25 protein-coding genes and 1 pseudogene are annotated in these 25,804 nt (G+C 39.1%); 12 read left to right on the plus strand and 14 right to left on the minus strand.

The window, feature by feature from the left end; translation table 11 throughout:
- Positions 1 to 149: 149 nt before the first annotated feature.
- From ACZ9AO_RS10530 to ACZ9AO_RS10540, 3 genes are all read right to left on the minus strand, one after another.
- Positions 150 to 1,343 (minus strand): LL-diaminopimelate aminotransferase, encoded by a 1,194-nt coding sequence (locus ACZ9AO_RS10530; protein WP_476109021.1) that lies wholly within the window; start codon positions 1,341 to 1,343, stop codon positions 150 to 152.
- A 62-nt stretch (positions 1,344 to 1,405) separates the two neighbouring features.
- Positions 1,406 to 2,296 (minus strand): TIGR01777 family oxidoreductase, encoded by an 891-nt coding sequence (locus ACZ9AO_RS10535; protein ID WP_476109022.1) that lies wholly within the window; start codon positions 2,294 to 2,296, stop codon positions 1,406 to 1,408.
- A gap of 187 nt (positions 2,297 to 2,483) precedes the next feature.
- Entirely contained in the window at positions 2,484 to 2,657 is a 174-nt protein-coding gene (locus ACZ9AO_RS10540; RefSeq protein ID WP_251541364.1) for a hypothetical protein, read from the minus strand.
- 174 nt (positions 2,658 to 2,831) lie between these two features.
- On the opposite strand from ACZ9AO_RS10540, the gene ACZ9AO_RS10545 reads away from it, so the two are divergent.
- Together ACZ9AO_RS10545 and ACZ9AO_RS10550 are read left to right on the plus strand one after the other, a co-directional pair.
- On the plus strand, positions 2,832 to 3,245 hold the full coding sequence (locus tag ACZ9AO_RS10545; protein ID WP_476109023.1) for an N-acetyltransferase family protein: 414 nt from the start codon (positions 2,832 to 2,834) through the stop codon (positions 3,243 to 3,245).
- Between the two features lie 547 nt (positions 3,246 to 3,792).
- Positions 3,793 to 4,263, plus strand: a complete 471-nt coding sequence (locus ACZ9AO_RS10550; protein WP_063595118.1) for a DinB family protein — start codon at positions 3,793 to 3,795, stop codon at positions 4,261 to 4,263.
- A gap of 311 nt (positions 4,264 to 4,574) precedes the next feature.
- On the opposite strand, the gene ACZ9AO_RS10555 is transcribed toward ACZ9AO_RS10550, so the two are convergent.
- Entirely contained in the window at positions 4,575 to 4,718 is a 144-nt protein-coding gene (locus ACZ9AO_RS10555; RefSeq protein ID WP_476109024.1) for a hypothetical protein, read from the minus strand.
- 569 nt (positions 4,719 to 5,287) lie between these two features.
- Between ACZ9AO_RS10555 and ACZ9AO_RS10560 the strand changes: the two genes are divergently transcribed.
- From ACZ9AO_RS10560 to ACZ9AO_RS10580, 5 genes are all read left to right on the plus strand, one after another.
- Entirely contained in the window at positions 5,288 to 5,872 is a 585-nt protein-coding gene (locus ACZ9AO_RS10560; RefSeq protein WP_106027994.1) for a YjgB family protein, read from the plus strand.
- A gap of 247 nt (positions 5,873 to 6,119) precedes the next feature.
- Positions 6,120 to 7,694, plus strand: a complete 1,575-nt coding sequence (locus ACZ9AO_RS10565) for a PHP domain-containing protein (protein WP_251541372.1) — start codon at positions 6,120 to 6,122, stop codon at positions 7,692 to 7,694.
- Between the two features lie 276 nt (positions 7,695 to 7,970).
- A complete protein-coding gene (locus ACZ9AO_RS10570) occupies positions 7,971 to 8,795 on the plus strand; it encodes an amino acid ABC transporter substrate-binding protein (RefSeq protein ID WP_251541374.1) in 825 nt (274 codons plus the stop codon).
- Positions 8,779 to 9,483, plus strand: coding sequence for an amino acid ABC transporter permease (locus tag ACZ9AO_RS10575; RefSeq protein ID WP_251541573.1), 705 nt, complete (start codon positions 8,779 to 8,781; stop codon positions 9,481 to 9,483). The genes ACZ9AO_RS10570 and ACZ9AO_RS10575 overlap by 17 nt, the downstream gene beginning before the upstream one ends.
- A gap of 29 nt (positions 9,484 to 9,512) precedes the next feature.
- Positions 9,513 to 10,250, plus strand: a complete 738-nt coding sequence (locus ACZ9AO_RS10580) for an amino acid ABC transporter ATP-binding protein (RefSeq protein WP_251541381.1) — start codon at positions 9,513 to 9,515, stop codon at positions 10,248 to 10,250.
- 75 nt (positions 10,251 to 10,325) lie between these two features.
- Here the strand turns inward: ACZ9AO_RS10580 and ACZ9AO_RS10585 are convergent, their stop codons facing one another.
- Complete coding sequence (locus ACZ9AO_RS10585) at positions 10,326 to 11,501, minus strand: MFS transporter (protein WP_251541384.1); 1,176 nt, start codon at positions 11,499 to 11,501, stop codon at positions 10,326 to 10,328.
- A 351-nt stretch (positions 11,502 to 11,852) separates the two neighbouring features.
- On the opposite strand from ACZ9AO_RS10585, the gene ACZ9AO_RS10590 reads away from it, so the two are divergent.
- On the plus strand, positions 11,853 to 12,563 hold the full coding sequence (locus tag ACZ9AO_RS10590) for a response regulator transcription factor (RefSeq protein ID WP_476109025.1): 711 nt from the start codon (positions 11,853 to 11,855) through the stop codon (positions 12,561 to 12,563).
- A complete protein-coding gene (locus ACZ9AO_RS10595) occupies positions 12,560 to 13,948 on the plus strand; it encodes a sensor histidine kinase (RefSeq protein WP_476109026.1) in 1,389 nt (462 codons plus the stop codon). Before ACZ9AO_RS10590 ends, ACZ9AO_RS10595 begins: the two co-directional genes overlap by 4 nt.
- A gap of 56 nt (positions 13,949 to 14,004) precedes the next feature.
- Here ACZ9AO_RS10595 and ACZ9AO_RS10600 read toward each other — a convergent pair whose 3' ends face one another.
- From ACZ9AO_RS10600 to ACZ9AO_RS10625, 6 genes are all read right to left on the minus strand, one after another.
- Positions 14,005 to 14,358, minus strand: coding sequence for a YxeA family protein (locus ACZ9AO_RS10600; RefSeq protein WP_476109027.1), 354 nt, complete (start codon positions 14,356 to 14,358; stop codon positions 14,005 to 14,007).
- A gap of 5 nt (positions 14,359 to 14,363) precedes the next feature.
- Positions 14,364 to 16,283, minus strand: a complete 1,920-nt coding sequence (locus tag ACZ9AO_RS10605) for an FtsX-like permease family protein (RefSeq protein WP_476109028.1) — start codon at positions 16,281 to 16,283, stop codon at positions 14,364 to 14,366.
- Positions 16,270 to 17,037, minus strand: a complete 768-nt coding sequence (locus ACZ9AO_RS10610) for an ABC transporter ATP-binding protein (RefSeq protein WP_476109029.1) — start codon at positions 17,035 to 17,037, stop codon at positions 16,270 to 16,272. The genes ACZ9AO_RS10605 and ACZ9AO_RS10610 overlap by 14 nt, the downstream gene beginning before the upstream one ends.
- Positions 17,038 to 17,191: 154 nt before the next feature.
- On the minus strand, positions 17,192 to 17,482 hold the full coding sequence (locus ACZ9AO_RS10615; protein WP_034305497.1) for a DUF3817 domain-containing protein: 291 nt from the start codon (positions 17,480 to 17,482) through the stop codon (positions 17,192 to 17,194).
- Between the two features lie 208 nt (positions 17,483 to 17,690).
- Positions 17,691 to 18,755 (minus strand): C45 family autoproteolytic acyltransferase/hydolase, encoded by a 1,065-nt coding sequence (locus ACZ9AO_RS10620; RefSeq protein ID WP_251541403.1) that lies wholly within the window; start codon positions 18,753 to 18,755, stop codon positions 17,691 to 17,693.
- 431 nt (positions 18,756 to 19,186) lie between these two features.
- Entirely contained in the window at positions 19,187 to 19,447 is a 261-nt protein-coding gene (locus tag ACZ9AO_RS10625; protein ID WP_251541406.1) for a DUF2283 domain-containing protein, read from the minus strand.
- A 568-nt stretch (positions 19,448 to 20,015) separates the two neighbouring features.
- On the opposite strand from ACZ9AO_RS10625, the gene ACZ9AO_RS10630 reads away from it, so the two are divergent.
- A complete protein-coding gene (locus tag ACZ9AO_RS10630; RefSeq protein ID WP_251541408.1) occupies positions 20,016 to 20,543 on the plus strand; it encodes a hypothetical protein in 528 nt (175 codons plus the stop codon).
- A gap of 280 nt (positions 20,544 to 20,823) precedes the next feature.
- A complete protein-coding gene (locus ACZ9AO_RS10635) occupies positions 20,824 to 21,690 on the plus strand; it encodes an amidase domain-containing protein (protein WP_476109030.1) in 867 nt (288 codons plus the stop codon).
- Between the two features lie 828 nt (positions 21,691 to 22,518).
- On the opposite strand, the gene ACZ9AO_RS10640 is transcribed toward ACZ9AO_RS10635, so the two are convergent.
- Together ACZ9AO_RS10640 and ACZ9AO_RS10645 are read right to left on the minus strand one after the other, a co-directional pair.
- A complete protein-coding gene (locus ACZ9AO_RS10640) occupies positions 22,519 to 22,656 on the minus strand; it encodes a M15 family metallopeptidase (RefSeq protein WP_285856563.1) in 138 nt (45 codons plus the stop codon).
- A gap of 68 nt (positions 22,657 to 22,724) precedes the next feature.
- A pseudogene (locus tag ACZ9AO_RS10645) lies at positions 22,725 to 23,045 on the minus strand (D-alanyl-D-alanine carboxypeptidase family protein); the annotation flags it as partial.
- Positions 23,046 to 23,311: 266 nt separating this feature from the next.
- On the opposite strand from ACZ9AO_RS10645, the gene ACZ9AO_RS10650 reads away from it, so the two are divergent.
- Positions 23,312 to 24,703 carry a hypothetical protein gene (locus ACZ9AO_RS10650; RefSeq protein ID WP_476109031.1) on the plus strand — a complete coding sequence of 464 codons (1,392 nt, stop codon included), beginning with the start codon at positions 23,312 to 23,314 and terminating at the stop codon, positions 24,701 to 24,703.
- Between the two features lie 363 nt (positions 24,704 to 25,066).
- On the opposite strand, the gene ACZ9AO_RS10655 is transcribed toward ACZ9AO_RS10650, so the two are convergent.
- A complete protein-coding gene (locus tag ACZ9AO_RS10655) occupies positions 25,067 to 25,798 on the minus strand; it encodes a thioesterase II family protein (RefSeq protein ID WP_251541419.1) in 732 nt (243 codons plus the stop codon).
- Positions 25,799 to 25,804: the final 6 nt, after the last annotated feature.

Below are 25,804 nucleotides of genomic sequence, written 5' to 3' on the forward strand. Positions count from 1 at the left end.
CATAAACATAAAAAAGCCCATCCGAGGATGGACCTTCTCTTAAACTTCAAAGTAGTTTTTAAAAACACTAGAGAGCGCCTTAAAAGCAAGAGAAAATAAAAAGAAAGAACGTCCGATCCGTGATCGAGCGTTCTTAAAACCTGAATATATTAAATGCTAGATTTTTCACACTCCATTTTTTCCTGCAAAAACACTCTGATCCGTTCAGCAGCTTCTGTCAATCTCTCGGCCGGCTGGACCAAGGCCATCCGGACATACCCTTCACCCTGCTTCCCAAAAGCATCGCCTGGAACGACCGTTACCTCTGCTTTTTCAATCAATGCATAGGCAAAATCCCGTGATTTCCAGCCAGCAGGAATTTGGGCCCAAATAAACATCGTAGCTGATGTTTTCGGTACATGCCATCCTCCTTCCGCAAGACCTGAAATCAAGGCATCACGTCGGGACTGGTATTCCTTAACCTGTTCGGATAGCAGCGAAAGATTGGAAGTTAGCGCCATTTCGGCAGCTTTTTGAACGGGATAAAAAACCCCATAATCGATGTGTGATTTCAGCGTTCCCAGGATGTTCAGCGCCTCTCGATTGCCCACTGCATACCCAATGCGGCAGCCGGCCATATTAAAAGTTTTGGAAAGTGAGTTAAATTCAATCCCCACTTCCTTGGCACCAGGAACGGACATAAAACTAATTTGCGGATGATCATCAAAAATCAATTCCGAATAAGCAAAATCGTGAACCACCATGATCTCATTCTTTTTCGCAAACGATATAACGTCCGAAAAGAAAGTCTCATCAGCAAGGGCCGTGACAGGATTTCCAGGATAACTGATGATCATCATTTTCGTCTTTTTCAGTATTTCATCCGGAATTTCGTTGAGCTGCGGCAGGAATCCATTTTCGGCAGTAAGCGGCATCGGATGAATGATTCCGCCGGCAAGTTCTACACTCGCTTCATAAATTGGATATCCCGGATCTGGCACGAGCACATAATCTCCAGGGTTTATCATCGCCGTTGCCAAGTGTGCAAGGCCATCCTGTGACCCCATCAGTTGGAGGACTTCCCTTTCTGCATCCAGCTCCACTCCATAACGCATCCGATAAAAATAACGGACTGCCTCATGGAATTCAGGCGTACCTTTTAACGTATACCCGTAGGAATTGCGATCCTGCGCATACTTCACAAGCGTATCCACCACAAAATCAGGCGGTGGTAGATCCGGACTTCCTACACTCAAATCGATAACATCCAGCCCTCGTTTCATTGCATCCTGCTTGCGGGCCGCCAACTCTGAAAATATCCCTGTTGTGAATCTTCCGACTTTTTCAGATGGAGTCATATTCATTCTGCGATTCCCCTCCATTAATGATTTTCTATCTATCATTATAGCAATCTTTCTCGAGTATTTTAAGAATTCATCAGTATCTGTTCGAGAGCCTCATCAAGATGATCGAATTTAAATGCATACCCCGCCTTTTCCAATCTCTCAGGTATGACCCACCGGCTTTTTAATATCAATTCCGTTTCGGTCCCCATAAAGAAAGCCCCCATTTCAAGCATGGGTGTTGGACAGGGAAGTCCTATCCTAATATTCATGAGCTTTTTCAAATGAGCCATCAATTCACGATTTGTAACTGAATGCGGCAATGAACAGTTGAACACCCCGCTCAGCTCCTGATTCTTTCTTAGAAAAAGGACAATGTTAAATAAATCTTCTATATGTATCCAACTGAATTTCTGATTTCCTGATCCTTGATGGCCTCCCAGTCCGAATTTAACCAAATTCCTATATGGGGTCATCACTCCCCCATCTCCCAATACAATGGCGATCCGTAAAGCGATTTGCCTCGTCTTCGGTAATCGGAAATCGAAAAATGAGCGCTCCCACGCTTTTGCGACATCTACGGAAAAGCCTGAACCGATTACACCATCCTCCTCCGTCATTGGTTTATCCTCAGCATGCCTGTATATCGTTGCCGTACTTGAGTTTATCCATAGTGAAGGGGGATTTTCACATTGTTCAATCGCCTTACCTAGCACTTCAGTCGTATCGGTTCGTGAATCCAATATTTCTTTCTTATTCTTGGCATTGTAGCGGCAATTGACCGTTTTTCCTGCTAGGTTGATTAACATATCCGAATTATCGATCATTTCCCTTATTCCTTCTTTATCTTCCCAGCCAATATGCGGGGATTGTCTGGAGATGATCCTTACCTCATACCCTATATTCCTGAAATGCTTTTCAAAGAATTGACCGACAAAACCAGTCCCGCCAGCTAAAACCACTTTCTTCAGCATATAACCAACCCACTTTCGTTTATTAGTTAATAGTATGAATAATAACGAGCGTCTTCTATGTGAAGTAATTCACATAGATTATACCATGTTATTACATTAAATGGTAGCAACACCTGCCGCTGTGCAATAAATGGTGAACTTGTCCAAGCAAAAGGAAAAATTACACATAAATTAGTAATGTGGAAATTTATAAAACAAAGGGGATGATTTCAGTGTCAAACAAAAAGCTAAGAAGAGCTGTTAATTCTGGAACTGGTAATTCCGGAACTGGCAATAGCAGCCTTAGGTCTGCCTTGAGAAGAGTCTTACAAAATTTATTAAACAATAATAGAGGTACTTCAATTAAGGAACCTACTTCCATCAAGCAACCCACTTCTGTCAAAGAATTTGAAAATTAGAAGGTTGCTTTTTTGAGATTAACATGGAATCCCTTTGGACTTATCTAAAGGGATTCCGTGTTATGTATTTACATGTACCAGCTATATATGTCTAGTGAATAACTGTTATATCTAATAGAGATAAAGGAGAAGTTATGATGTATTTTTTTCGAGACTGGAAACCTAAAAAGGATATAAAGAAATTAACGGATATCACCGTAAAAAATTTTCAGGTTTCTTCCGATAAAGTGAATGAAATTCTGCAAAAGTCACACAAGGTACTTGTGATTTGTAATGATAAAGGTAAAGTAGTGGGATTCATTTGTTATAATCTTTATTTATATAAAGTGGCTCATATTAATTATGTAGTCATTGACAAAAAATATAGAGGAAAGGGAATTCTGCAAGCCCTTTTACCCGAATTAGTAGAATATGTGAGAAATAAAGGAATCCTTGTAGTGTCCGGTTTCGTGAACAAAAATAACCATGAGGCATTGCAAAAGTTTAGAGCCCTTGGTTTTAAACCGATTTTTATTTATCATGATGACATTCTAATTCAATCACTGATTTAAGAAGGGTCTCTTGAAGCTTATAGCGTAAATAAGAAGAAAGATCGATCAAATACATTCTGTTTCACCCTATATTAACTGGAATTTAATTCCTGATACCAATACAAAAAAGCGGGAATATGATTATAGGGATATATGAATTCTCTGTTCCTCCATGCAATGAACAACTAGGGAAGGAAAGCCTGTAAATTCTACACGGATTCATAGGCATTTTTCCTGTAGTCTCTTCAACCTTTCTTACAATCTTACTCCTCTCTCCGATGCTTCTTTTTCATGAAATATTCCATGTATTCAAGGCACTTCTATTAAAAAAACAGTATGCAACGTTTGTCATTCCTAGGCTTGATCGTAGAGTTCCCATTAAAAAGGTCAACCAGTAAACACTAGTGAACCTATCATATTTTTATCTTTTTGAATAAAACTGGAGCGGTACTATATATATTGGAAGGAATCGCAATGATTTATTACCCCAGACATAATATTTTTCTATATTTTCAAAATAAACCCATTACTGTATAGTGATTGTATACCTTCTAAAAGGGGAGATATAATGAAATCGATAGAACTAATCATCTTAAATCTGGAAGAGGTTAGAAGAAGAAACATTAAACTATGGACTTCAATACCTAAAGGCACACTCCATTGGAAACCGGACGACAAGGCAATGAGCTGTTTAGAAATGGTTAGACATGTCCTTGATAGTGAGCATTACTATCATTTATCCATTAAAAGTCAAGGCAGCTTACCAGTTTATGAATCACCATATGAAAAACAGCCACTTAGCTCCGTGGAAGCGGAATTAAATTTTGCTGAACCATACAGGCGTGATTTTTTGGAAACAATCATGTCCTTTAGCGAAGACGACTTATCCACTATTAAAATTGATCGCTCTGATGTAGGGTATATCAGGGATTTAGGAGACATGTTGCTAAGAATCGCTTATCATGAGTCTGTACATACTGGTCAATTATTGGACTATTTAAGAACTGCTGGAGTCCCTAGAATAAGCGTTTGGGATTAATTAAATCATTTTCAAAGGTGTTTCATCATGCTGAAGCACCACACTGTAGGCAACTCGATGAAAATCGTGTTTGTCTGAAGTTTTTTTTGCTTGTACGATTTGGATGTTGATTTCCGCTTCAGGCACTGGCTTTCCATGGGCGGTCGGGGAGCCTCCTCGGCTTAAGCCTGGGGGTCTCCCCTAGACACGCTTTTCCCGCAGGAGTCTCACACCCGGTCCAATTAACTTTGTTATAGCATTTAGTTAGAAACCATACTCGGGAGTTGAAGGTTGGTTTAAGAACATCATTTGATGAAAGATATGTTTTCCGCCTACAAACTGCGGTGACCGGTCTGCATGATTGGGCCTGCAGTTTTTTTTGCTTGTACGATTTGGATGTTGATTTCCGCTTCAGGCACTCGCTTTCCACGGGCGGTCGGCCCTCGGCTTGCGCCTGCGGGGTCTCCCCTAGACACGCTTTTCCCGCAGGAGTCTCACACCCGCTCCAATCAACTTTGTTATAGCATTTAGTTAGAAACCATGCCTAGGAGTTGAAGGTATTGGTTTGAGAACATCATTTGGTGAAAGATATGTTTTCCGCCTACAAACTGCGGGGACCGGTCTGCATGATTGGGCCTGCAGTTTTTTTGCTTGTACGATTTGGATGTTGATTTCCGCTTCAGGCACTGGCTTTCCATGGGCGGTCGGGGAGCCTCCTCGGCTTAAGCCTGCGGGTCCCCTAGACACGCTTTTCCCGCAGGAGTCTCACACCCGCTCCAATTAACCTAGTTTTTAATTTTAGATAGAACCCTTTCGCCTACAGTTATTGTTTTAAATAGAATTATTTAAACTTGTGGTGATGAGGATGCTTGCTAAACATGATTCTAGAGATCAACTTGATGTGTTTACTTTAAATCAACTGTTGCCGCAGATGCAGCTTATAAATCCCCTGATGCTCCACCATAATCAAACAATCCAATTATCTTCAAGAAAATGTTTCATGCAAGAAAATTGTGGAAAAGTAATGATATAGGAGGGCTAAGAAATGTTATCAAAAAAACCGGCGGCCAGAATGGTCAGCGCCTTTATTCTGACCGGTTCTCTTTTAGGGGCAGGTGCATCGTTTTCAACAGAACCTGTTGAGGCTGCATCCACAATGGATTCCGCTTCTGCCATAGCTAAGGATCACGCTCTTACCACCTTACATGAAATCTACAACAAAGCTTTTTCAGGAGAAATGCCTTATACTGCCATGGGTTTGAAAATTAATGAAAACACCCAAAAAGAAGTATATGAGACATTTGGTTCTCCCCCAGAACCAGGTAACACAGATGAAACTTTTGACTATTACCATGCAGAAATGGGGCATCCAGGTTTTGCATTTGCCTATAACGCTGACAAGACCATCTCACAAATCCGATATTTCGGGACAAATGTGGAACGGGACCATAATCTAGGAAGCATCACACCTAAAGTATTAGGAAATCAACTCGGCAGTGCTGACGAAATACGCCATATTTCCAGTACGAATGAAATCAACTACATTTACAAGACAGGGAATTATGAACTGCAATTCATTGTCGGTGAAAATCAAACTGTAGATCATATCAATCTACTCGAAGCTAAATAAAATGTACGATAAAATGGTTGTCGAAGGTTGCAGAGAATGAAAATTATCTCTGCAACCTTTTTTGTTTCAAGCCCCTCCCCTTCTTTCCCTTTCAACTTCAAAGCCGTGTACTGCCAAAATCAGATAATGGAAGCAAAACGGTCATTTCATTTACATAAACCATACTCACCCCAAACGGATTCTTAATATATTTACAATAAAATTAGCTTGTTCAATATTATTTCAATATATGGAGGGTGTCAGTAAAATGATTAATAAGTTCAGGGCTTTCACAGTATCGGTTCTAAGCCTGGCCATCCTTTTTCAGGGTCTTCCGGCCGCGGTTGCAGCAAAAGATGCAGAAGACAATCAGACAAATCCAGGAGGCAGATGGATGAAGGGGGAATATCATGCCCATACCACTCAGTCCGATGATGCCGAGGGATCACAGAGCCTTGAAAGCTTGCTGAATAACGCATTTGATAAGTATGGCATGGATTGGATGGGAATTTCCGATCACTTGAGGATGTCTTCAAGGGATGATGAAGGTAATTTGATTCCAGGAGGGCCGATACCGTTGTCTCAGGGAATCATTCAATATCAAGCCCCAAAAATAAAACAACTGCAAAAAGAGGGCAAATTTAAAAATAAAGTCATCTTTTCAGGCTTCGAATGGGACATGCCCACATACGAGCATGTCGGCATAGGCATTTTGGGAGATCAGCCGGGCTCGCCTAAAAGTCTGAAAGCTGCCAATCAGTTCGAATATCTGTTCACCAACCAGGATGAAAAGATGTTTGATCCTAAGGATGTAGCCATTTGGAAGTCACAGGATCAAAGAGCCAATAAAACATCCGAGGATGCCCGAACGGCATTGGCATGGCTCGAAAAAAATTATAAGAATACAAGTTATGCCATATTGAACCATCCATCAAGAAAGAGGGTGTACAGCATATCTGATTTTCGCGACTTCAACAATATCGCCCCGGATGTCATGTTCGGATTTGAAGGTATGCCAGGTAACCAGTTGGAGCCGGATAGAGGCGGTTTAAATCTGACAACACCGGAAAACCGGACCTATGGCGGTTCCGATTACATGCTTGCTAAGGTAGGAGGTTCATGGGATGCGCTACTTGGGGAAGGTCGTAAGTTCTGGAATTTTTCCAATTCGGACTCCCATTTTGAAATCAGTGAAAACCGCCTATACTCAAGCGGTTACTGGCCAGGAGAATATTCCAAGAATTATACATGGGTAAATGGCTCATCAATAAAATCTGTCCTTGATGGCATGCGATCCGGAAAATCCTTCTCCGTTTTTGGTGATTTGATCGATGCCCTTGAATTCCAAGCTAAAAACGGAAACAATACGGTGGATATGGGCGGGGACCTTAAAGTGAAGAAAGGACAGATGGTCAAGATCACCGTCCGATTTAAGAGCCCCCAAAAGAACAATAACGGGGACCCCGTCAAGGTAGATCACGTGGATTTAATTTCCGGTGAAGTAACCGGGAAAGCAGAGCCTGGAACACCTGCTTATAATAAAGCCACCAATGATACGACAAAAGTGGTTAAACGCTTTACAAGTAAAGACTGGAAAACCGATCGCGATGGTTTTCATGCCATCACTTACAAAGTCAAAGCAAATAAGGATCAATATTTCCGTTTACGCGGCACGAATCTAGGGGAAAATGTCTCTGGAGAAACGATGGACGGTGAACCGCTGATCGATAAAAAGACTGAAATCGAGGATAACGAAACGCGTTTTTCAGAAATAAACAAACGTAACTATAAAGACCTTTGGTTCTATTCAAACCCTATATTCGTCAGCGTAGAGGATAAATAATCATGGTAAAACTAAGTTAAGAATACTGCAATAGTTCTGGACGGCCTCAAAGAGCCCCTCTCCCACTTAGCGGAAGAGGGCTTTTTGACCCCTTAGAATCTTAATGTACACTTCCCTTCCCTTTCGTTTTATTTCACTTCCAAGCATGAAAAACCGTATAATTCACCAAGTTTCATTAACAATAATGATATAAGTTATTTTCATTGACTTTTTTCCTTTTCTTGTATAGTATCACAGAGTATCAATCCCTATCAGATTACTAGGAGGTTTACCCAAATGAAAAAAATGGTTGCACTTTTATTGCTATTGTTAGCTTTCACGGTTGTACTTACCGCTTGTGGTACCGATACAAAAAATGAGGCAAACGATACCGGCAATAAATCTTCTTCACAAGAAAGTCTATATGATAAAGTCAAAAAAGATGGCGTATTAACTGTTGGAACAGAAGGTACATATCCTCCTTTCACATTCCACGATGATTCAGATAAACTTACGGGGTTTGATGTTGAAATTGCTAAAGAAGTGGCAAAACGCCTTGGAGTGAAAGCTGAATTCAAGGAAACACAATGGGACGGCATGTTTGCAGGCTTGGATGCTAAACGTTTTGATATGATCGCAAACCAAGTGGGCATCGATGAAGACCGTCAAAAGAAATATGATTTCTCTGACCCATATATTCAATCAGGGGCCGTATTGCTTGTACACAAAGATAATTCGGATATTAAATCCTTCGATGATTTGAAAGGCAAGACCTCTGCACAATCTTTAACGAGTAACTACAATGATCTAGCCAAATCACATGGTGCTGAAGTTACAGGTATTGAAGGATTTTCACAATCCGTACAGCTTATTGGTTCTAAACGTGTAGACGCGACGATCAATGACAAATTATCTTACCTTGATTATAAAAAGCAACACCCGGATGCACCTATCAAAGTCGCTGATGAGGAAGAAAGCGGAGTCCCAAGCGGTTTAATGTTCAGAAAAGACAGCGGCAAATTAGTGGAAGAAGTAAACAAAGCACTTAAAGCAATGAAAGACGACGGCACGTACGCAAAAATCTCGGATAAATGGTTTGGTGAAGATGTTTCTCCTAAGTAATATTTCCGCCGACCCCGAGCGTATGAACCAGCTTGTTTCCATCGCTCAAACCTCCCTCTATCCGATGATAGAGGGAGCTATTCAATATACGATTCCACTAACACTAATTTCATTTGTTCTCGGCCTTATTCTTGCTGTACTCACAGCATTGGCTAGATTATCTTCCATGAGGATTCTTCAAATAATTGCGCGAGTATATGTGTCAATCATCCGCGGGACACCTTTACTTGTGCAATTATTTATCATTTTCTATGGACTTCCAAATTTAGGTGTAACCATCGATCCTTTCATATCGGCTATTATCGGATTCTCACTAAGTGTTGGAGCATACGCATCGGAAATTATAAGAGCGGCCATTTTATCGATACCAAAAGGGCAATGGGAAGCAGGCTATTCGATCGGGATGTCTTATACCCAAGCGTTAAAGCGCATCATTTTGCCGCAGGCATCACGGGTATCCATTCCCCCATTATCCAATACGTTCATTAGCCTTTTGAAAGATACATCGCTTGCATCACTCATTCTTGTAACGGAATTATTCCGTAAAGCTCAAGAAATCGCTGCAAAAAACTATGAATTTCTACTACTTTACATGGAAGCGGCTGCTTTATATTGGATTTTGTGTACCATTTTATCTTTCATACAAGGAAGTTTAGAAGACAGACTTAATCGTTATGTAGCAAAATAAGAACCGCAGTAGTTAAAGGAGATTTTAAAATGATCAACATTAAGAATCTTCATAAATCGTTTGGTGACCTTGAAGTATTAAAGGGCATCGATTTGGAAGTGGAGCAAGGTAAAGTCATTGTATTGATCGGTCCCTCCGGTTCAGGTAAAACAACCTTTCTTCGGTGTTTGAATCTCCTTGAGGTGCCCACGAACGGGACGATTGAAATCGATGAAACGGTAATGGACTTCAAGAAACCAGTTAGAAAAAATTCGATTACATCTTTTCGCAGTTTGACAGGGATGGTTTTCCAAAGCTATAACCTTTTCCCTCACAAAACAGCATTGGAAAATGTAATGGAAGGCCCCATCATTGTAAAAAACATAGCCAAACATCAAGCGAAAGAAACGGCTGCTGCCCTGCTTACAAAGGTGGGCTTAGGTGAAAAAATCGATTTTTATCCGTTTCAATTGTCCGGCGGTCAGCAGCAACGGGTCGGAATTGCAAGGGCCCTGGCCATGGAGCCTAAGGTCATGCTATTCGATGAACCCACTTCCGCTTTGGATCCCGAACTAGTCGGAGACGTCCTGCAGGTCATGAAAGACCTGGCGAAAGATGAAGGCATGACAATGATCGTGGTAACCCATGAAATGCGTTTCGCCCGCGAAGTCGCCGATGAAGTCATTTTCATGGATGAAGGAAAAATAATGGAGCGGGGAACACCCGAGCAGATTTTCACAAACCCTAAAGAAGCGCGTACACGAAAATTCCTCAATATGATTCAATAAAAAAACGGTGCTATTCAAGCACCGCTCGCAACTACCCCCCATTTTTAGAAATGGGGGGTTTTGCCCATCATTATATCAATGCGATGCTTGGACCTGTTTAGTCTGTGCCCGTGCATGGTATAGCTGAAAAAGAATCAAAGCAAAAACGGAAAGGATGGCACCCGATATAAATGGTAAATCAATCGAAATCGAAAATAACCAACCGCCGATCGGAGGACCCGCAATCCTGCCGAACGAGTCGAAGGAAGATAGCAATCCCGTGACACTGCCATGGCCCGACATGGAACTTTTGGTAAGCAGTGCCGAAATTGCAGGCCGGATGAACCCATTACCCACTCCGAAAATCGTCAGGAAGACCGCCGATGTCCAGAACCCGGAAGAAAACAGGATGAGAATGAAACCAACTGCCGAGACGATGATTCCCATTCGAATGACCGCGCCTTCCCCATATTTCTTTGTCATCCTGCCCACTAATCCACCTTGAACGATCGCACTCCCAAACCCCATGATCATAAAGATATAGCCTAATTGTACAAGACTTATATCAGCCTTTTTGGCTGCAAAATAGGCGAAAGTCGTTTCTAGTCCTGCCATTGAAAGGGTGACGATCATTTGCAAAAAGAACATGGTTTTAAGAGGCCCTCTAAAGGCTTTCCACATGGACTCTTTATTTTTTGACTGTTGGGCCCTCTTCTCTACTGTATGTGATTCCTTCAGTATCGCAATCACTAAGAATAAAGTAATCAAAGAGGATATTCCAGCAATGTAAAACGGCAAGTTCAAACTTGATTTGGAGAATACCCCGCCAATCGCCGGTCCAAAGATGAATCCAAGCCCTGTGGCGGCCCCGATGATTCCCATCCCTTTTCCCCGATCTTCCGGCGTCGTGATGTCAGCCACATACGCCATTGCGGTTGGCATATTTGCCGAAGACAAAATCCCGCCAATGATTCTGGCTACAAATAATACCCATAAGGAATCTGCCGAAGCCTGGATGAAAAACGATAGGGCCAGTCCAGCAATCCCAATAATCATGACAGGCTTACGTCCTATCCGGTCAGATATACGCCCCCATATCGGAGCAAAAAATAATTGCATCAGTGAATAAACAGCCATTAAAAGGCCAAGCTCTGTAGGACTGCCACCAACCTTTTCAGCAAGGAACGGAATGACGGGAATGATGATCCCAAATCCGACCATGACTAAAAACATCACTAAAAAAAGTACGGGTAACACCTTTTTTGTTTCCATTATATTTTTCTCCTTTTATTCTTCCACATTCGCTACGTACATTGGAACGAGTTCCTAAAATCCCATTACTTAGCATAATCTACCTGGCAATACTTTAAACAGTTTATCATACAACCTTTACCAAATCAGTATGAAGCACGACCTTCTTTCGGAAACTCCCTTAAATAAATAAGAACCAGGCATCAATATCCTGAACTCTACAGTCATTTCTCATGTAATGACACTTCGTTAATTTCACTGTGTTTCATGAAATCAATGGCATGAGTTCGTTAAAAATCTTTTCCTCCCCTTATTTTTTCTTAAGGGGTACTCTATACTGTAGGGTATGCTTGATGTTTTGGAGGTAGAAGAATGTCTAATGATCAGTGGATTTTAATTATTGACGATGAAGAAGATTTGGCACGTCTCATGGAGACAGTTTTACATAAAGAAGGTATCCCCAATATTATTACGGCGGGGACAATTGCGGATGGGTGGGCAAAGTTTCAGAAGTTCGATCCATCACTAGTCTTGCTGGATATCATGCTGCCAGATGGTGAAGGCTATGACTTATGCAAGCAAATTCGTGAAGTGTCGAATGTGCCCATTTTATTTTTGTCGGCAAAGGATGAGGAAATTGATAAGCTTTTAGGGTTGGCGATTGGAGGGGATGATTATATTACCAAACCATTCAGTCCGAAAGAAGTTGCCTATCGAGTAAAGGCGCAGCTTAGGCGGGCGGGCTATACAGAGGAAAAAACCTCACCTAAAAAATTGCAAATTGGTCCATTTGAGCTTAGTTCAAATGAAAATGAAGTGAAAAAGGATGGCGAAACCCTTGAGCTCACAGCTAAAGAAATCGGTCTGATGAGCTGTTTTATGCATCATCCGAATCAGATCTTGAGCAAGGAAACTTTGTTTAAAAATGTGTGGGGCGATGATTTCTTTGGCTCTGATAATACATTGATGGTCCATATTCGCCGTTTACGCGAAAAAATCGAAGCAGATCCTTCAAAGCCATCTTTTCTAATAACCGTTAAAGGGCTTGGTTATAAATTACAGACCAAGGGTGAAACAAGATGAAGTGGAAATTGACACAGCGCTTTTTAGGATCCGTTGTGACAATTGTTGTAATCGTAGGAATCGTAAATACAATTTTACTTTTATGCTTACTCTTTGTTCATTTCGACACGGAAGAGGAATCTGCGGAGAACTTTAGCCGATCTTTTTCACAATATGTAGAACTAATAGATGACAAACCAAAGGTAAATGAAGAAGGACTGGATAAACTGCGGAACACGAACGCCTGGATACAATTTTTGAATGATAAGGGTGAACAAGTAGCAGCCTATTACACACCTCAAAAATTGCAAACCGTATATTCTCCTGTTGAAATCGTCCAAATGTATAAGTATAAAGAAATTGATGCAGAGACGACTGTTTTTGCCGGCGAAGCTCATGATTTCAGCTATTTTGTAGGGGTTAAAGATCGAGGAATAGGCCGATATGTACTGTCCTATAATTATGTTCACATTTTAAAGTACTTCAACATCATACTTTTACTGTTTTTAACGGTGGATATTATTATTGCCCTAGTCATTGGACTATTATTTGGTAAAAGATTAACGAAACCACTTAACACTTTAATAGAAGGAATTCAGCAGCTTCGTGAAAGACGTTTTAAAAAGATGAGTATACCAAAAGGCGTCTATGAAGATGTATTTCACAATATGAATGAACTATCGGTAAAGTTAGATCAGTATGAAAAAGAACGTGATCAACTCGACCAAATGCGTGAGGAATGGATTAGCAATGTTTCTCATGATATGAAGACACCACTTGCATCCATCCATGGTTATACAGAATTGATGAAAGACAATGCCACTGAATTAACACCACAAGAATTGTATGAGTTTACATCCATTATTAATAGACAGTCCGTATATATGAAAAATCTGTTGGATGACCTCAATTTAACGATGCGTTTACGCAACCAACGACTTCCTTTGCAATTTGAAGATGTTGATATCGTTGGGTTTATAAGAGAAATGACAATAGAGCTCTTAAATGATTCACAATTTGGTGATCGACAGGTCGAATTTGAGGCAAATGTGGATAAAGCAATACATAAAGTTGATAAAAATTTACTGAAACGGGCAATTTTTAACTTTATCTACAATGCGCTCGTACATAATGATGAAAATGTCGTCGTGAAAATACAAATTGATGATATTCATCTACAATCAGAACATCATACCCAAATTACCATTGCCGATAATGGCCGCGGTATTCCCTCCAGAGATTTGGATCAGGTTTTTGAACGCTACTATCGAGGTACGAATACTGCCAGTACACATGGTAACGGCTTAGGAATGGCCATTGCAAGGGACATTATTCTGGCTCATAAAGGTAAACTGGATTTGACCAGCATTTTAAATAAGGGAACAACCATCACGATACTTTTATAATTTTTTTCTTACAGAGAAAGGGCTGTCCTAATCTACAGACAGCCCTTCTTTCCTATTTATTTTGGTTGTGCCGTTTTTGGAATATCCTCAAATTTCACTTCATCATATGACGAAACTTCATCACCATTTTTCACGTACATCTTTAAGTAAGCATCTTTTCGAAGATTTTTTTGTGCAGTGAATTCAAGCGGTATCGTTTCACCATCTGCATTTTTGGCGTCAAGTTCATAAGAATAGTAAGTCATCACTGTACCATCATCCAGTTTGGTTTCATGCTGCACCCCATCCTCTGTAATTTGCAAATAATAATTATCGGCATTCATGCGATTAAAGTCCATTTTAGTAAGCGCGAATACTCCTGCCGCTCCAAGTATGAACAATATGCCAACTACCATAAAAAATTTCTTCATTTCGATCATCCTTCTGTTTTATTATTTTGTGTGATAATACGATTATAAGAAGCTACCGTTAAGATATAATACAGACCGTAAATAATCGTATAAGCAATCATCCAGATCAACACAGGTTTTGCCAGATTCATCATCAATAACCCCGAGAAGGCTTTTAAAGCGACCGCACTGTGCAATAGCCCGACTGCCAGCGGGACGAAAAAGATAACAAACACTTGGGATGCAATGGATTTCTGCATTTCTTTTGCGTTAACGCCCATTTTATGAAGCATATTGTATTGTGATTTATCTTCCTCAGCCTCCGTTAGAACTTTAAAGTAAATGATACTGCCTGTTGCCGCTAAAAAAACCAGACCAAGAAAACTGCCGATAAAGAGCAATGATCCTATACTTTCAATGCTTGCTTGAAAATCTTGAGGCGTACTAGAAAATAGAGCTTCTTCAGGTATTTGTTTTGATATTTTTTCAGATAAATCCACGGAGGCTTGATCAACACCGACAGCACGATAGTTCAGGGCTTCCCCTTCTTTTTGCAATGATTTAAATTGATCATTCGATACAACCACTGCAATGCCTGCTGTTTTGGCATTTAAAACCGTTTGTGTTTTAAAGCTTTGGAATGTTATCGCCGTGTTGTTTTCTGTCCTTATCGTCTTGTCCTTGTATTCAGGTGAGAATCTTTTGTCATATCCAATATCTAAAATGACTGCTTTGCCATGATTCACATGCAGTGCTTCCTTACTTTGTACATCTGCCAATTTGTTATATGTTCTTTCATCGATTACCGTGTAAATCCTTTTATCCGAGTTATCGAATGCTGATTCCTCGCTAAGTTCTTTCGTATTAAATGTGATAGATAGCGCTTCAACATTTTCATCATACTTTGTATCTGGCAAAATGGCGGTGACTTGATGATCGCTTTTAGCATCCGTTTGCTGATACATGAAGGTATTCGGATCAACGGTCATAACTTGGTCATTCGCGTTATAATAAAGACCATAAACCGCACCGCCAGCCGTTACCGTTGTAGCACTTAACACCGCAATTACGGTCAATGTCCTTGCATTCCCCCGAATGCGATAAAGCAATTGCGAGACCGTCATCAGATGCAGGCCTTTCCATAGCCATTTTTCATTTTTCTTGATCACGGCTAACACAAAGCCTGTCACGCTATGAAACAATAAAAATGTACCGGCAATAACAGTTGTCAAAATAATGAGTGCCGTCATCAAAAAGCCAATCTTTTCCCACACTTTAGAAGTAAAAAGATCTTGCATCGCCAACCAATATCCGATGACAATCAGGAAAATCCCCAGAAAGGCTACAATCATAGATGGCTTCGGAGCCGCTTCCCCCTTTTTCGATGCATGGAAAAGATCAATTAGTTTAAATTGGTAAATTAAACGATAGCCCTGGAATGATGTCACCAAGAAAATAATAAGAAATACGATAGAGGTGTTCAAAGCTGCAGATCCCGAAAATGTAAAAGGTGCGATGACATCATAGCCCATTAAATAGATCAAGATCGTCATGAACCCTTTTGAACAAAGAAATCCAAGTAAAATCCCTACAACTAATGAAACCAAGCCTAGCAATAGATTTTCAAAGAAGAGCATAAAGCCAATCTGGCGATTACGTACGCCAAGCAATGCATATAATGCCACTTCTTTTTTACGTTTTTTCATGAAAAATGAATTGGAATAGGCAATAAAAATGGCAACGAAAAAAACCAGGATGACGGCCGCACCACTCATTAATGAACCTAATTTCTGTGATGAAGCCGTTTGTTCTGCAACTGCATCACTATATTTCAATGTTACAAATGTGAAGTAGATGATAATGCTAAATACCATGGATGCGATATATAAAAAATATTGGGAAAGGTTCCGGGCAATATTTTTTCTCGCCAGACTAAATAACGTCATCTACCTCACCTCCAATTGTTGCAAGGACATCCATGATTTCTTGGAAGAAAGCTGTACGTGATTGGCCACGACGATAAATTTCTGTTGAAAGCGTACCGTCCTTGATGAAAATGATCCGCCGGCAGAAGCTTGCGGCATATGCATCATGTGTCACCAACATGATGGTGGAATTATTATTTTCATTTAGTTCACTTAAGCTTTCCAGCAGACCTGTTGCCGATTTTGAATCAAGTGCACCTGTTGGCTCATCTGCCAGGATCAATTCAGGCTCTGTTACAAGCGCTCTTGCTGCAGCTGTTCTTTGCTTTTGCCCACCGGAGATTTGGTATGGATATTTAGCTAATAAATCTTCAATCCCAAACACTTTAGCAATACGATTCACCAATGTAGTAATTTCTTTCGCTGGAATTTTCGCAATCGCCAGTGGCAATAATATATTTTCCTTCACAGTCAATGAGTCTAGCAAATTGTAGTCCTGGAAGATGAAACCAAGATTTTCACGTCTGAAATCCGTTAAGTCCGCCCCTTTCATATCGTGAATGCTCGTATCATTCATATAAATTTTCCCCTCAGTCGGCGAGTCGATAGTTGCCAACATATTAAGCAATGTCGATTTCCCCGCTCCAGAAGGTCCCATGATTCCTACAAACTCCCCTGCATGAATGTCAAAAGATATATTTTCCAACGCTGTATAGGCAGCGCTTGATTTACCATATGTTTTTTTTATATTTTCCACTTTTAATAATGGTTCCATTTGTTTCACCTCTTCAGTATTGTTGATACATTTACTTTACATGCTCACTCTTACAGCATCTTTGTGCGAACCTTACAGCAAGCTTAAATCCATAAAAAAACACCTCCCATTTAAATGGAAAGGCGTTTTTTTATTTTTAAAAAAGTAAAAGTATTTAACTTTGCTTCAGAAGCCTGCGGTCGATTACAAAATTACCAAATGGAATGAATGAAACGATGAAAATCATCGCCATTTTTAAAAAGGACCATTTTGATATGATGCTCACATAAAGTAATAAAAGCCCAAACACGACAAACAAGAAACCATGGATGCTGCCTAAAATGAGTGTTGCTTCCCCAATATCCAATATGTACTTAATGGGCATACCAATGGCAAGCAATAAAACATATGAGATTCCCTCAATTATTGTAATAAACCGAAACCATCCAATAGCTGTCGAAAACATTCGCTCATCCCCTTTTTCATTGTACAAGTATGGCACACAAATCCAGCTTCCTGTCTCCAATCCAAAATCTGTTACTCTATCATATTATATTACGGTGGCACCCACTAATAAATAGTACCAGGTTTTCCTAAAAGTAGAACAACAAAAAAAAGCCCAATCAAAGGATTGGGCCCTTAACAAAGTAAGGTGGAATTTTACTTAAAGATGTTCAATTCCGAAACCAATTCGCTCCCTCATCCATGTGCACGAAGGGAATATCCGTATCAATTACACCGTTTATTCGTTCGAGCTCAACATCTTCCCCTTCAAGCCATTTCGCAAAATCTATGGAAGTCGGCTCCTGGTTCCCTCCCAAGGCAATCCAAGCTTTCATCTCTTTAGGTAAATAAGCGGATGTATGAATCGTTCCCGCCCAGCTGCTATATAAATCCGAGAAGACGCCTTGATTGGTATCATTAAACAACCGATAAGCATCGTAGGCAGATGCAAGTTTCCCTTCATGATCTTGGATGATCTCCAATCGGCGTTTCGAATCGATAAGATGGTTACGATTTTCATTTTTCATGATTTCAAAATGATTGGTACAGGCATTTGACGTTCGCACCTCTATATTTCTTGGGGAGGTTTCCACAATATAAGTACTTCCGCTTTTATCATAGACGACGTAAGTGAAAGAATGACGATGCGGGATTTCCTTCAACATCGCCACCGCTTCCTGAACGTCCGCACAAGATTCAACAATCAGTCTGCCAATCATGCAACAGATGAAACCATCACCAGGGTTCTTGCGATTCATGAAGTTATAGCCTATTACCAACCCTTTTTCGTTCATTCCATCCATCCGGCCAGTCCCTCGCTGACTAGGACCGATGCTTGAATACCCTTGATCGGTTGGCTGGAATAAGACATAGCGTCCTTCATAAGTCTTCGGGTGGTAATCATAATTACGAATGAGATAATCATTGCCTGTCATGATCGAACAGCCCGACCGGACATAATCCAATCGGTATCCACCGAACTCTTGCAGCACGCGGTCCATTGGCCATTTCAGTGCTTCTTGCAACCCCAGTAATTCTTCCCAAACCCCAGGGGCGAATCGTGTAATGGCTCTCTTGACCTCTTCTTCTTCAACCGTAAACCGCGGCTGCCTGATCTTCCACTGATCTTCACGGTTTTTTACCGTTAGTGAATCTTTTAATTCCTCCCCTTGCATGTATCCAAACTCATAATGTGTACCCCGAAATTGTATGACATCACTATATATTTGCTTCACGGCTTTTCCCTCATTTACAGTAGTTGCTATTCAAATTAAGGATACTTGAAGTATTGTTGAAAATAAAGAAGATAAGCCTTAAATCATGTCATTAGTTGAGATAAGAAGAACCAGATAGGGCTGCTGCAATTACGGCATATCAATTCTAGAATAATGATATCATGGTTAAGTTAAGATGGTTTGACTATAATTTGATTTACCTTAAAAATGAAAATGGTCCCTCTCAATTAAAAGAAGGACCTTTTCTATCAGAATTTCATGTGGAATTAATTTTATTAAGCCTCAAAATTTATTGTCTTTAGAATTAATCTGAAATAAATTTTCAAAGATTCCTCATTGTACTTCTTTATATCAACTACATCAAAGCCAACAAATTCTTGATTATAATTGTCCGCGAAACAAAAGTCAATTCCTTTAAAGCTAAACATATTTTACATCTTTTCCCACAAGCGGAATGAAAATTTCTTTCCATTTTTCTTATAAAATTTCGTACTTCCAGCTTTTTTAGACAACTTTGATATTACTGGGCCAAAGAACTCTATCCCTATTATCCTACCAACTTCATCAATATCTAACTCTAAATCATTTACTTCTAATTCAATAGTAGACACTATCTTATCCTTTACTGATGAAGGTAAAGGATATAAATATGCTAACTTTGCTTCTTTATCATATGTAATCCTAGATTTCATTTTTTCCCTACTTCCACCTTGATTTAGGTCTTGCTGTTTTAAGTAGTGGTAATAAGCTACCTTTTGTTACTACATTAAATACTAGTACTCGAGAAATTCCTCTTTCTTGCATATGTTCAGCTAGATGATGCTTTAAGTGGCATTATTATTATTGGTTGACGATATTATTTATTATTTGCAGGTGCAGGTATTATCAGATTAATTGTTCTAGTATAGGCTTTAGTTAAGAGTGGATTACTTTTTGCTGTTAGTATTCTATTGACGGTTATCAATTACTAACATGCAAATTTTTATAACGTTTTAGAAAAATAAATCCGAAGTCTTACTGTCTTTCGAGGATAAATCCCCAGCTGATTAATGGAATTATATAGACTTGAGCAAATTAGAAGGAAAACATAGTTTCTATAATTAACTACAATTAAAAGTATTATTAGGAAGGTTAATTGGTAATATACTCCCAACCTCTCCTTAAAAATAAGCATTTCAAATTATTATATTTTGTGTAAAATAATGTTATAATTAATTGTAAATAAATTGGAAATACATAAGGATATTAGGAGGCTTTCAATTGAGATTTCTATTTAATAAGAATTTAATAACTATGAGCGTTTTTTTAACTTTTTCTATACTACTTATAGGATGTTCTAATACGAGTAGTAAAGCCAGTAACGAGGTAACGATTACTAAAGAAATGGATCAAGTCATCTCAAATACTATAATGGAACACAATAAAGATGCTCTATCTCAAACAGATAAGCAATTTGAAGCACATAAAATATATGGTGCAGATGAAAAAAACGGTTTGATTAGCATCTACTTATTTGCATTATATGAAGGATACAATAAGTCAACTGGGACTGAAATACAGTCTGGACATTCATATCCTGCACTTATTAAATTAGCAAAAGAAGACAATGAATATATAGTAAAAGAATATAAAGAACCAACAGACGGGTCTGAATACAAAGAGTCGGTTAAGAATATGTTTCCTAGCAAATATTCAAAAAAGGCACTGAAAGATACAGGAGATGCTAGTGATTTAAAAGCAGAACTGCAGAAGAAGGTTGAAAAATGGGTAAAGGAAACGAGAAACTAAATATGCTTTTCTTTATGGCCACTATCTTTTAGATAGTGGCCATTTCCTCCTTTTTAATTACCTTTTTTTACAAATTAATACAAAATAACCCTTTTTTTCATTTTAATTAAGTTATAATAGACTCTGTATTGAATTAAGGGGGAGAATTATTAAAAAAATTTTTATTTTAGGTTTTTTCTTTATATCATTAGCTTTTGGAAGTTTATTTTATGTAAACGGGGTTTCAGCTGCCGAAAAATCAAGAGATGATTATACTTTTGGAGAAATTGAGAACACTGTAATGGAATACTTAAAATCACAAGGTTATTCATTTATAATTGGATCAGAAGAATTTACTAAATATGTGAATGAACAAATGGATAGTGATGCGGATACTTTTTTAGCATCTAGAGATGATTACGAATTAATCACTGCTTATTTTGCCGAATATCTTCATAGATTATCTGTAGAAGAAGTAGAACAAGAAAACAATTCTTCGCTTTATTTTTCAGAACATCAAAACAGTACTTCACTAACCGGTTTAGAACAAGCAACCATTGAAAGTATGAATTCGATTGATAATACTACTTTAGGAGAAATGAAGAAAGAAATTGATGTGGAAGAGGCAACAGCAGAATTAAAAAGTAAAACAGGAATGACAACTCTCGCAACTAGCACAATAAATATAGCTGATGCCAGAGCGTATGCGAAAAAATATTATAAGAACTATAACCCTTCCTATCCTAAATATAGTAATGATTGTACAAACTTTGTCTCTCAAATTTTAAATGCAGGTGGAAAAAGAATGGTTGTTTCTAATAGTACTTCCAAATTGGTTTCTGATAATAAATACTGGTATATAAAGAGCTTACCTAAAGGTGGAAAAGGTAGAAGTGCCTCTTGGACAGTGGTAACAGATATGTATTCTCATCTAACAAGATCTCAAAAAGGATACAGTAGTACAAGTAAAAGTTCAATTATTAGTAATGCTAAAGCTGGAGATGTAATTCAATTTAAAAAATCTGGTGCTGATCGCTATTCACGTGGAATGTGGGTTTATTCAAAGTCTTCTGATAACCTTAAACTTTCTGGACACACAAGTGATTATTTAGAAAGAAGTTTTAATGCTATTACGGGTTATAAAACTTATAGAATAGTAAAAATGTAATAAAATCCAATAATAAAAGCTCTTTATGGGCTTTTATTATTGGTAACTATTTCCACAAAAACAATCGCACCTACACTTTGCTAAGAGGTTTCCAGTGAATGCATTTGATATTAAACTTCCACAAAAGGAGAGTGGATTATGAAAAAAGTAATAAGTATTGTGGCACTTATAGTTTCTATACTCGATTGTTTTATTAACACATCGTGATAAATTAGAATATGATTCAATATTTCATTTAGCAAGTTCCTTATTTTTTTTATCTTTAATTTTTTTATTTTTTTAAAAAACTAAAGAGAAGATTAATATTTTTACTTTAATTGCGCTTTTAAATGTATCGGCAACTTTTATAACTGTTGATTTTTTAATAGGCGTAATACTTTTTTTAGCGCTTATAATGATTTTATGTTTTTGTATTTATTCTTTTATAAGTAAATAGGTAAAGATACTGAGTTGGCGTTATATAAGTTTCAGAAGTCAAAAATCAAGTTTTCCAGTATTATATCCTTCTAAATAAAGTGCAGCATGTAGAATCCATGTAAGATTGCCTTTTGCCCCTTTTTGTACGTCTCGATTGCAGACTTAGTCATTTACCATCCACAACAAGCTTTTTTTGAATTGCTCATTAAGTTTTATTCGCAAAGCTTTGATAAGGGCTGATTTAGTTTTAGGGCCTGGAATGCCATCAACAATTTGATTAAATCCATTACGGTTATTCAATGTCTTTTGAATGGAAACGACAATGCTAACTCCTTTGTTCTTGGATGGTACCTTAGTAACCTCGGAAGCTACCATTTTTAGGGGGCATAGCTTCAGAACCTGGCTTAAATTTCAAGGTAACAGTAGGTTTTTAACCTGCTTGTAACTGTGAATAACATAGTCCACCTGTCCACCTGTCATCTCCAAGTGAGGATAATCTTTAAAACCTGACCAATCTCCACCCCAATTAAAATCCGAGTTCTTTCCCAATTGTAGCTATACTTCTCCATTTTGTATTTACTGTCCATAATGCTGTTTTTCCATCTTCGGTTAAATGAAAAAAAAACAACAGCTAGTCCAAAGTTATGAAAAGAATGTCCCGGCATAGTATCTATCACTTCTGGCTTAGCTAGATTGCTATAATCCTCTCCTTTGTAACTATAAAAACGACCCTGACCGTATAGTGCAGATTGTTCTTCCATGGAACGATAACCAGCACTTATTTGGACGTAAATGCCTTCCTTATATGCTCGTTTAATCATTTCTAATGCTGATGCCTTCAAAATTGAATTAAACGAATTGATTGTATTTTTGAACCATTCATCCTGAAAACCGACTGGTTGAAAAAAAAGCAGTGTACCAAGTGCACCGCCTATCATGGCTATATCAATCCGAATGTAATCCACCAATATTGTCTTACTTTATACGGATGATAGCTGATTCAGTAGAATTATCTTATACAACATTCCTCTATTTCAACTAAGCCTTAAGCAAAAGAAAAAATACACCCAGTAATCTCCTATTATATTCGATATTCACATCATAAGTTGAAAATAAGATAAGCCTTTAAAATTTTTGAAACAACTCACCACCCCGTACCTCCTTCATAATCTGTAACTAGGCACATTTATGAGGGGGACGAATCATGGAGATGGAATTAACGGCACTCCATTGGATTTATGTTGTATTTATTGCATTGATAATCGGGTTTATGGTAAAACGTCGTGATACTACCCTCATCTGCATAATTGGTATTTTCCTTTTGGCTTTAGTGGCTACAGGCAGTTTAGCCTCTTCCATAAGCGGGATATTCAACAGCTTCATTTTCGCAATCACGGAATTAATGTCCACGATATTAATCATTTCCATCATCGTTGCCATGAGTACGGTTTTAACGAAGTCGGGCATTAATGATGTCATGATTGCACCGTTTGCGAAGTTCATTAAGAACCCTACACTTGCTTTTTGGGTAATTGGAATCGTCATGATGGTGATATCCTGGTTTTTCTGGCCATCACCTGCTGTTGCCTTACTTGGTGCAGTCCTGCTCCCCGTTGCATTAAGGGCTGGTTTACCAGCCCTTGGCGTGGCAATGGCGATGAACCTTTTTGGTCATGGAATCGCATTATCAGGGGATTTCATCATTCAGGCTGCTCCTAAACTTACGGGGGATGCCGCTTCCATACCAGTCGGTGATGTCATCGCTGCGAGCATTCCCCTTGTCATTACAATGGGGGTTGTCACCACCCTCTCCGCCTTTATCCTTTTAAAGCGGGATATGAAGCTTGGAAGAATCAAGGCGGCGGATAATGAGGGACTTGTCCCAGATCAAACAATGAGTGAAGGTCTGCTCACACTGGGACAAAAGAAGTTTTTTGCCGTTTTCATTCCGATTGCCTTTCTGTTGGATGTTGTGGCATTGTCGATTTTGAAGTTGCAAGGCGGAGATGCAACCGCGTTGGTTGGCGGTACAGCGGTTTTCATTTTGCTGATTTTATCCCTTGTCGCACATAAACAGCAAGGGCTTGAAAAATCAACGGCCTATTTGATTCAGGGTTTTCAATTTGGCTTCAAAGTATTCGGACCCGTCATTCCGATCGCCGCATTCTTCTATTTAGGTGATTCTGGATTCAATCAGATCATCGGTGACTACTTACCGAAAACATCCCTCGGCATCGTCAATGACCTCGGTGCCGCATTGGCGGCCTCCGTTCCTTTAACGAAAGAAATAGCCGCCGTCACATTAACGGGCATCGGTGCCATCACCGGCTTGGATGGATCGGGCTTCTCAGGCATTTCTTTAGCGGGATCTGTCGCTAAACTTTTTGGCACGGCAATCGGAGGCGGAACCGCCACCTTGACTGCACTCGGGCAAATAACCGCGATTTGGGTTGGCGGAGGTACCCTGATTCCATGGGCACTGATCCCGGCAGCTGCCATATGTAATGTCAGTCCCTTTGAACTTGCCCGCCGGAATCTGCTTCCGGTAACCATTGGTTTAGCAGTTACTACAATAGTTGCGATGTTTCTCATTTAATCGATTTATACGGACTCTGAAACACGGAACGGCATCTCCATTTCCGTTTCCATATTTAAAAGAAGGTTTGATTGGTTTTTACTTTTTTATAAGGATGGACCCTCATTGATTGAAGAAATTAGCGACATTCCTGCCGAATAACTGGAGCCGGGACCCCACAGACGCTTCCGTCGAGGAGGCTTAGCAGACTTGTCGGCCGTATGGGAGTGGATTTCTGAAAACAACTGGAACTTTTTAAATTTGTCTACAGTATGAAAGGACTGAAATAAATCAGTCCTTTTTTAGATGAAGATTGGGTTTCATGGGTATCCAAGCGGATGCTTACATTAGAGCAAATTTTGGTGCAAGGGGCAGTCCGCTACCTTAAATCAGAACTTCACAACGACTATTGAGTACATACTCTTGAATGATTTTTAACACGATATCCTGGTTTTGCTTTATATAGAAATGATCACCCTTTAATATATGCAATCCTTCAATATGTTCAATGTATTCATTCCAGCTTTCGATACTTTCCTTCGTCACGGTATCATTCGATCCCAATAGCAAAACGGCCTTGTTTCCCACCTTTTTCTCGCGTTTTTTTTCATGGTGATAGTTGGCTAATACATTCAAGTCGGAATGGATTATCGGAAGGAATATATTCATGAAATCTTCCGTTTCCAGGAGTTCCTTGTTTGTTCCCCCGATTTTTTCAAGCGATTGTTTTAAATGTTTTGTATTAGAGCAATCGATTTGATCTACTTTATATTTTGGAGACGACTTACTTGAAATGAATAAATGTTCAATTTTATTATCATCTCTCTCTTCTAATTTTGCCGCAATTTCATAGGCTACGATCGCACCCATGCTATGTCCAAACAAAGAGATGTTTTCCAATGAATTCATTTGATGTTTCGTTTCCATTTCCTTCAATAATATATCCGTCAAATCCGTCATATTTTCACATAATGGTTCACTATATTTACTGCCATGTCCAGGGTATTCCAGCGGGATTACCTCTATCACATCATCATCAAATTTCCATTCTCTATAAAAAGATGCACTTCCCCCAGCATAAGGGAAACAAAAAAGTGTTTTCTTCAGTCCTTCCATCCCCCT

The sequence above is a fragment of the Peribacillus sp. TE19612 genome, from assembly GCF_056279465.1.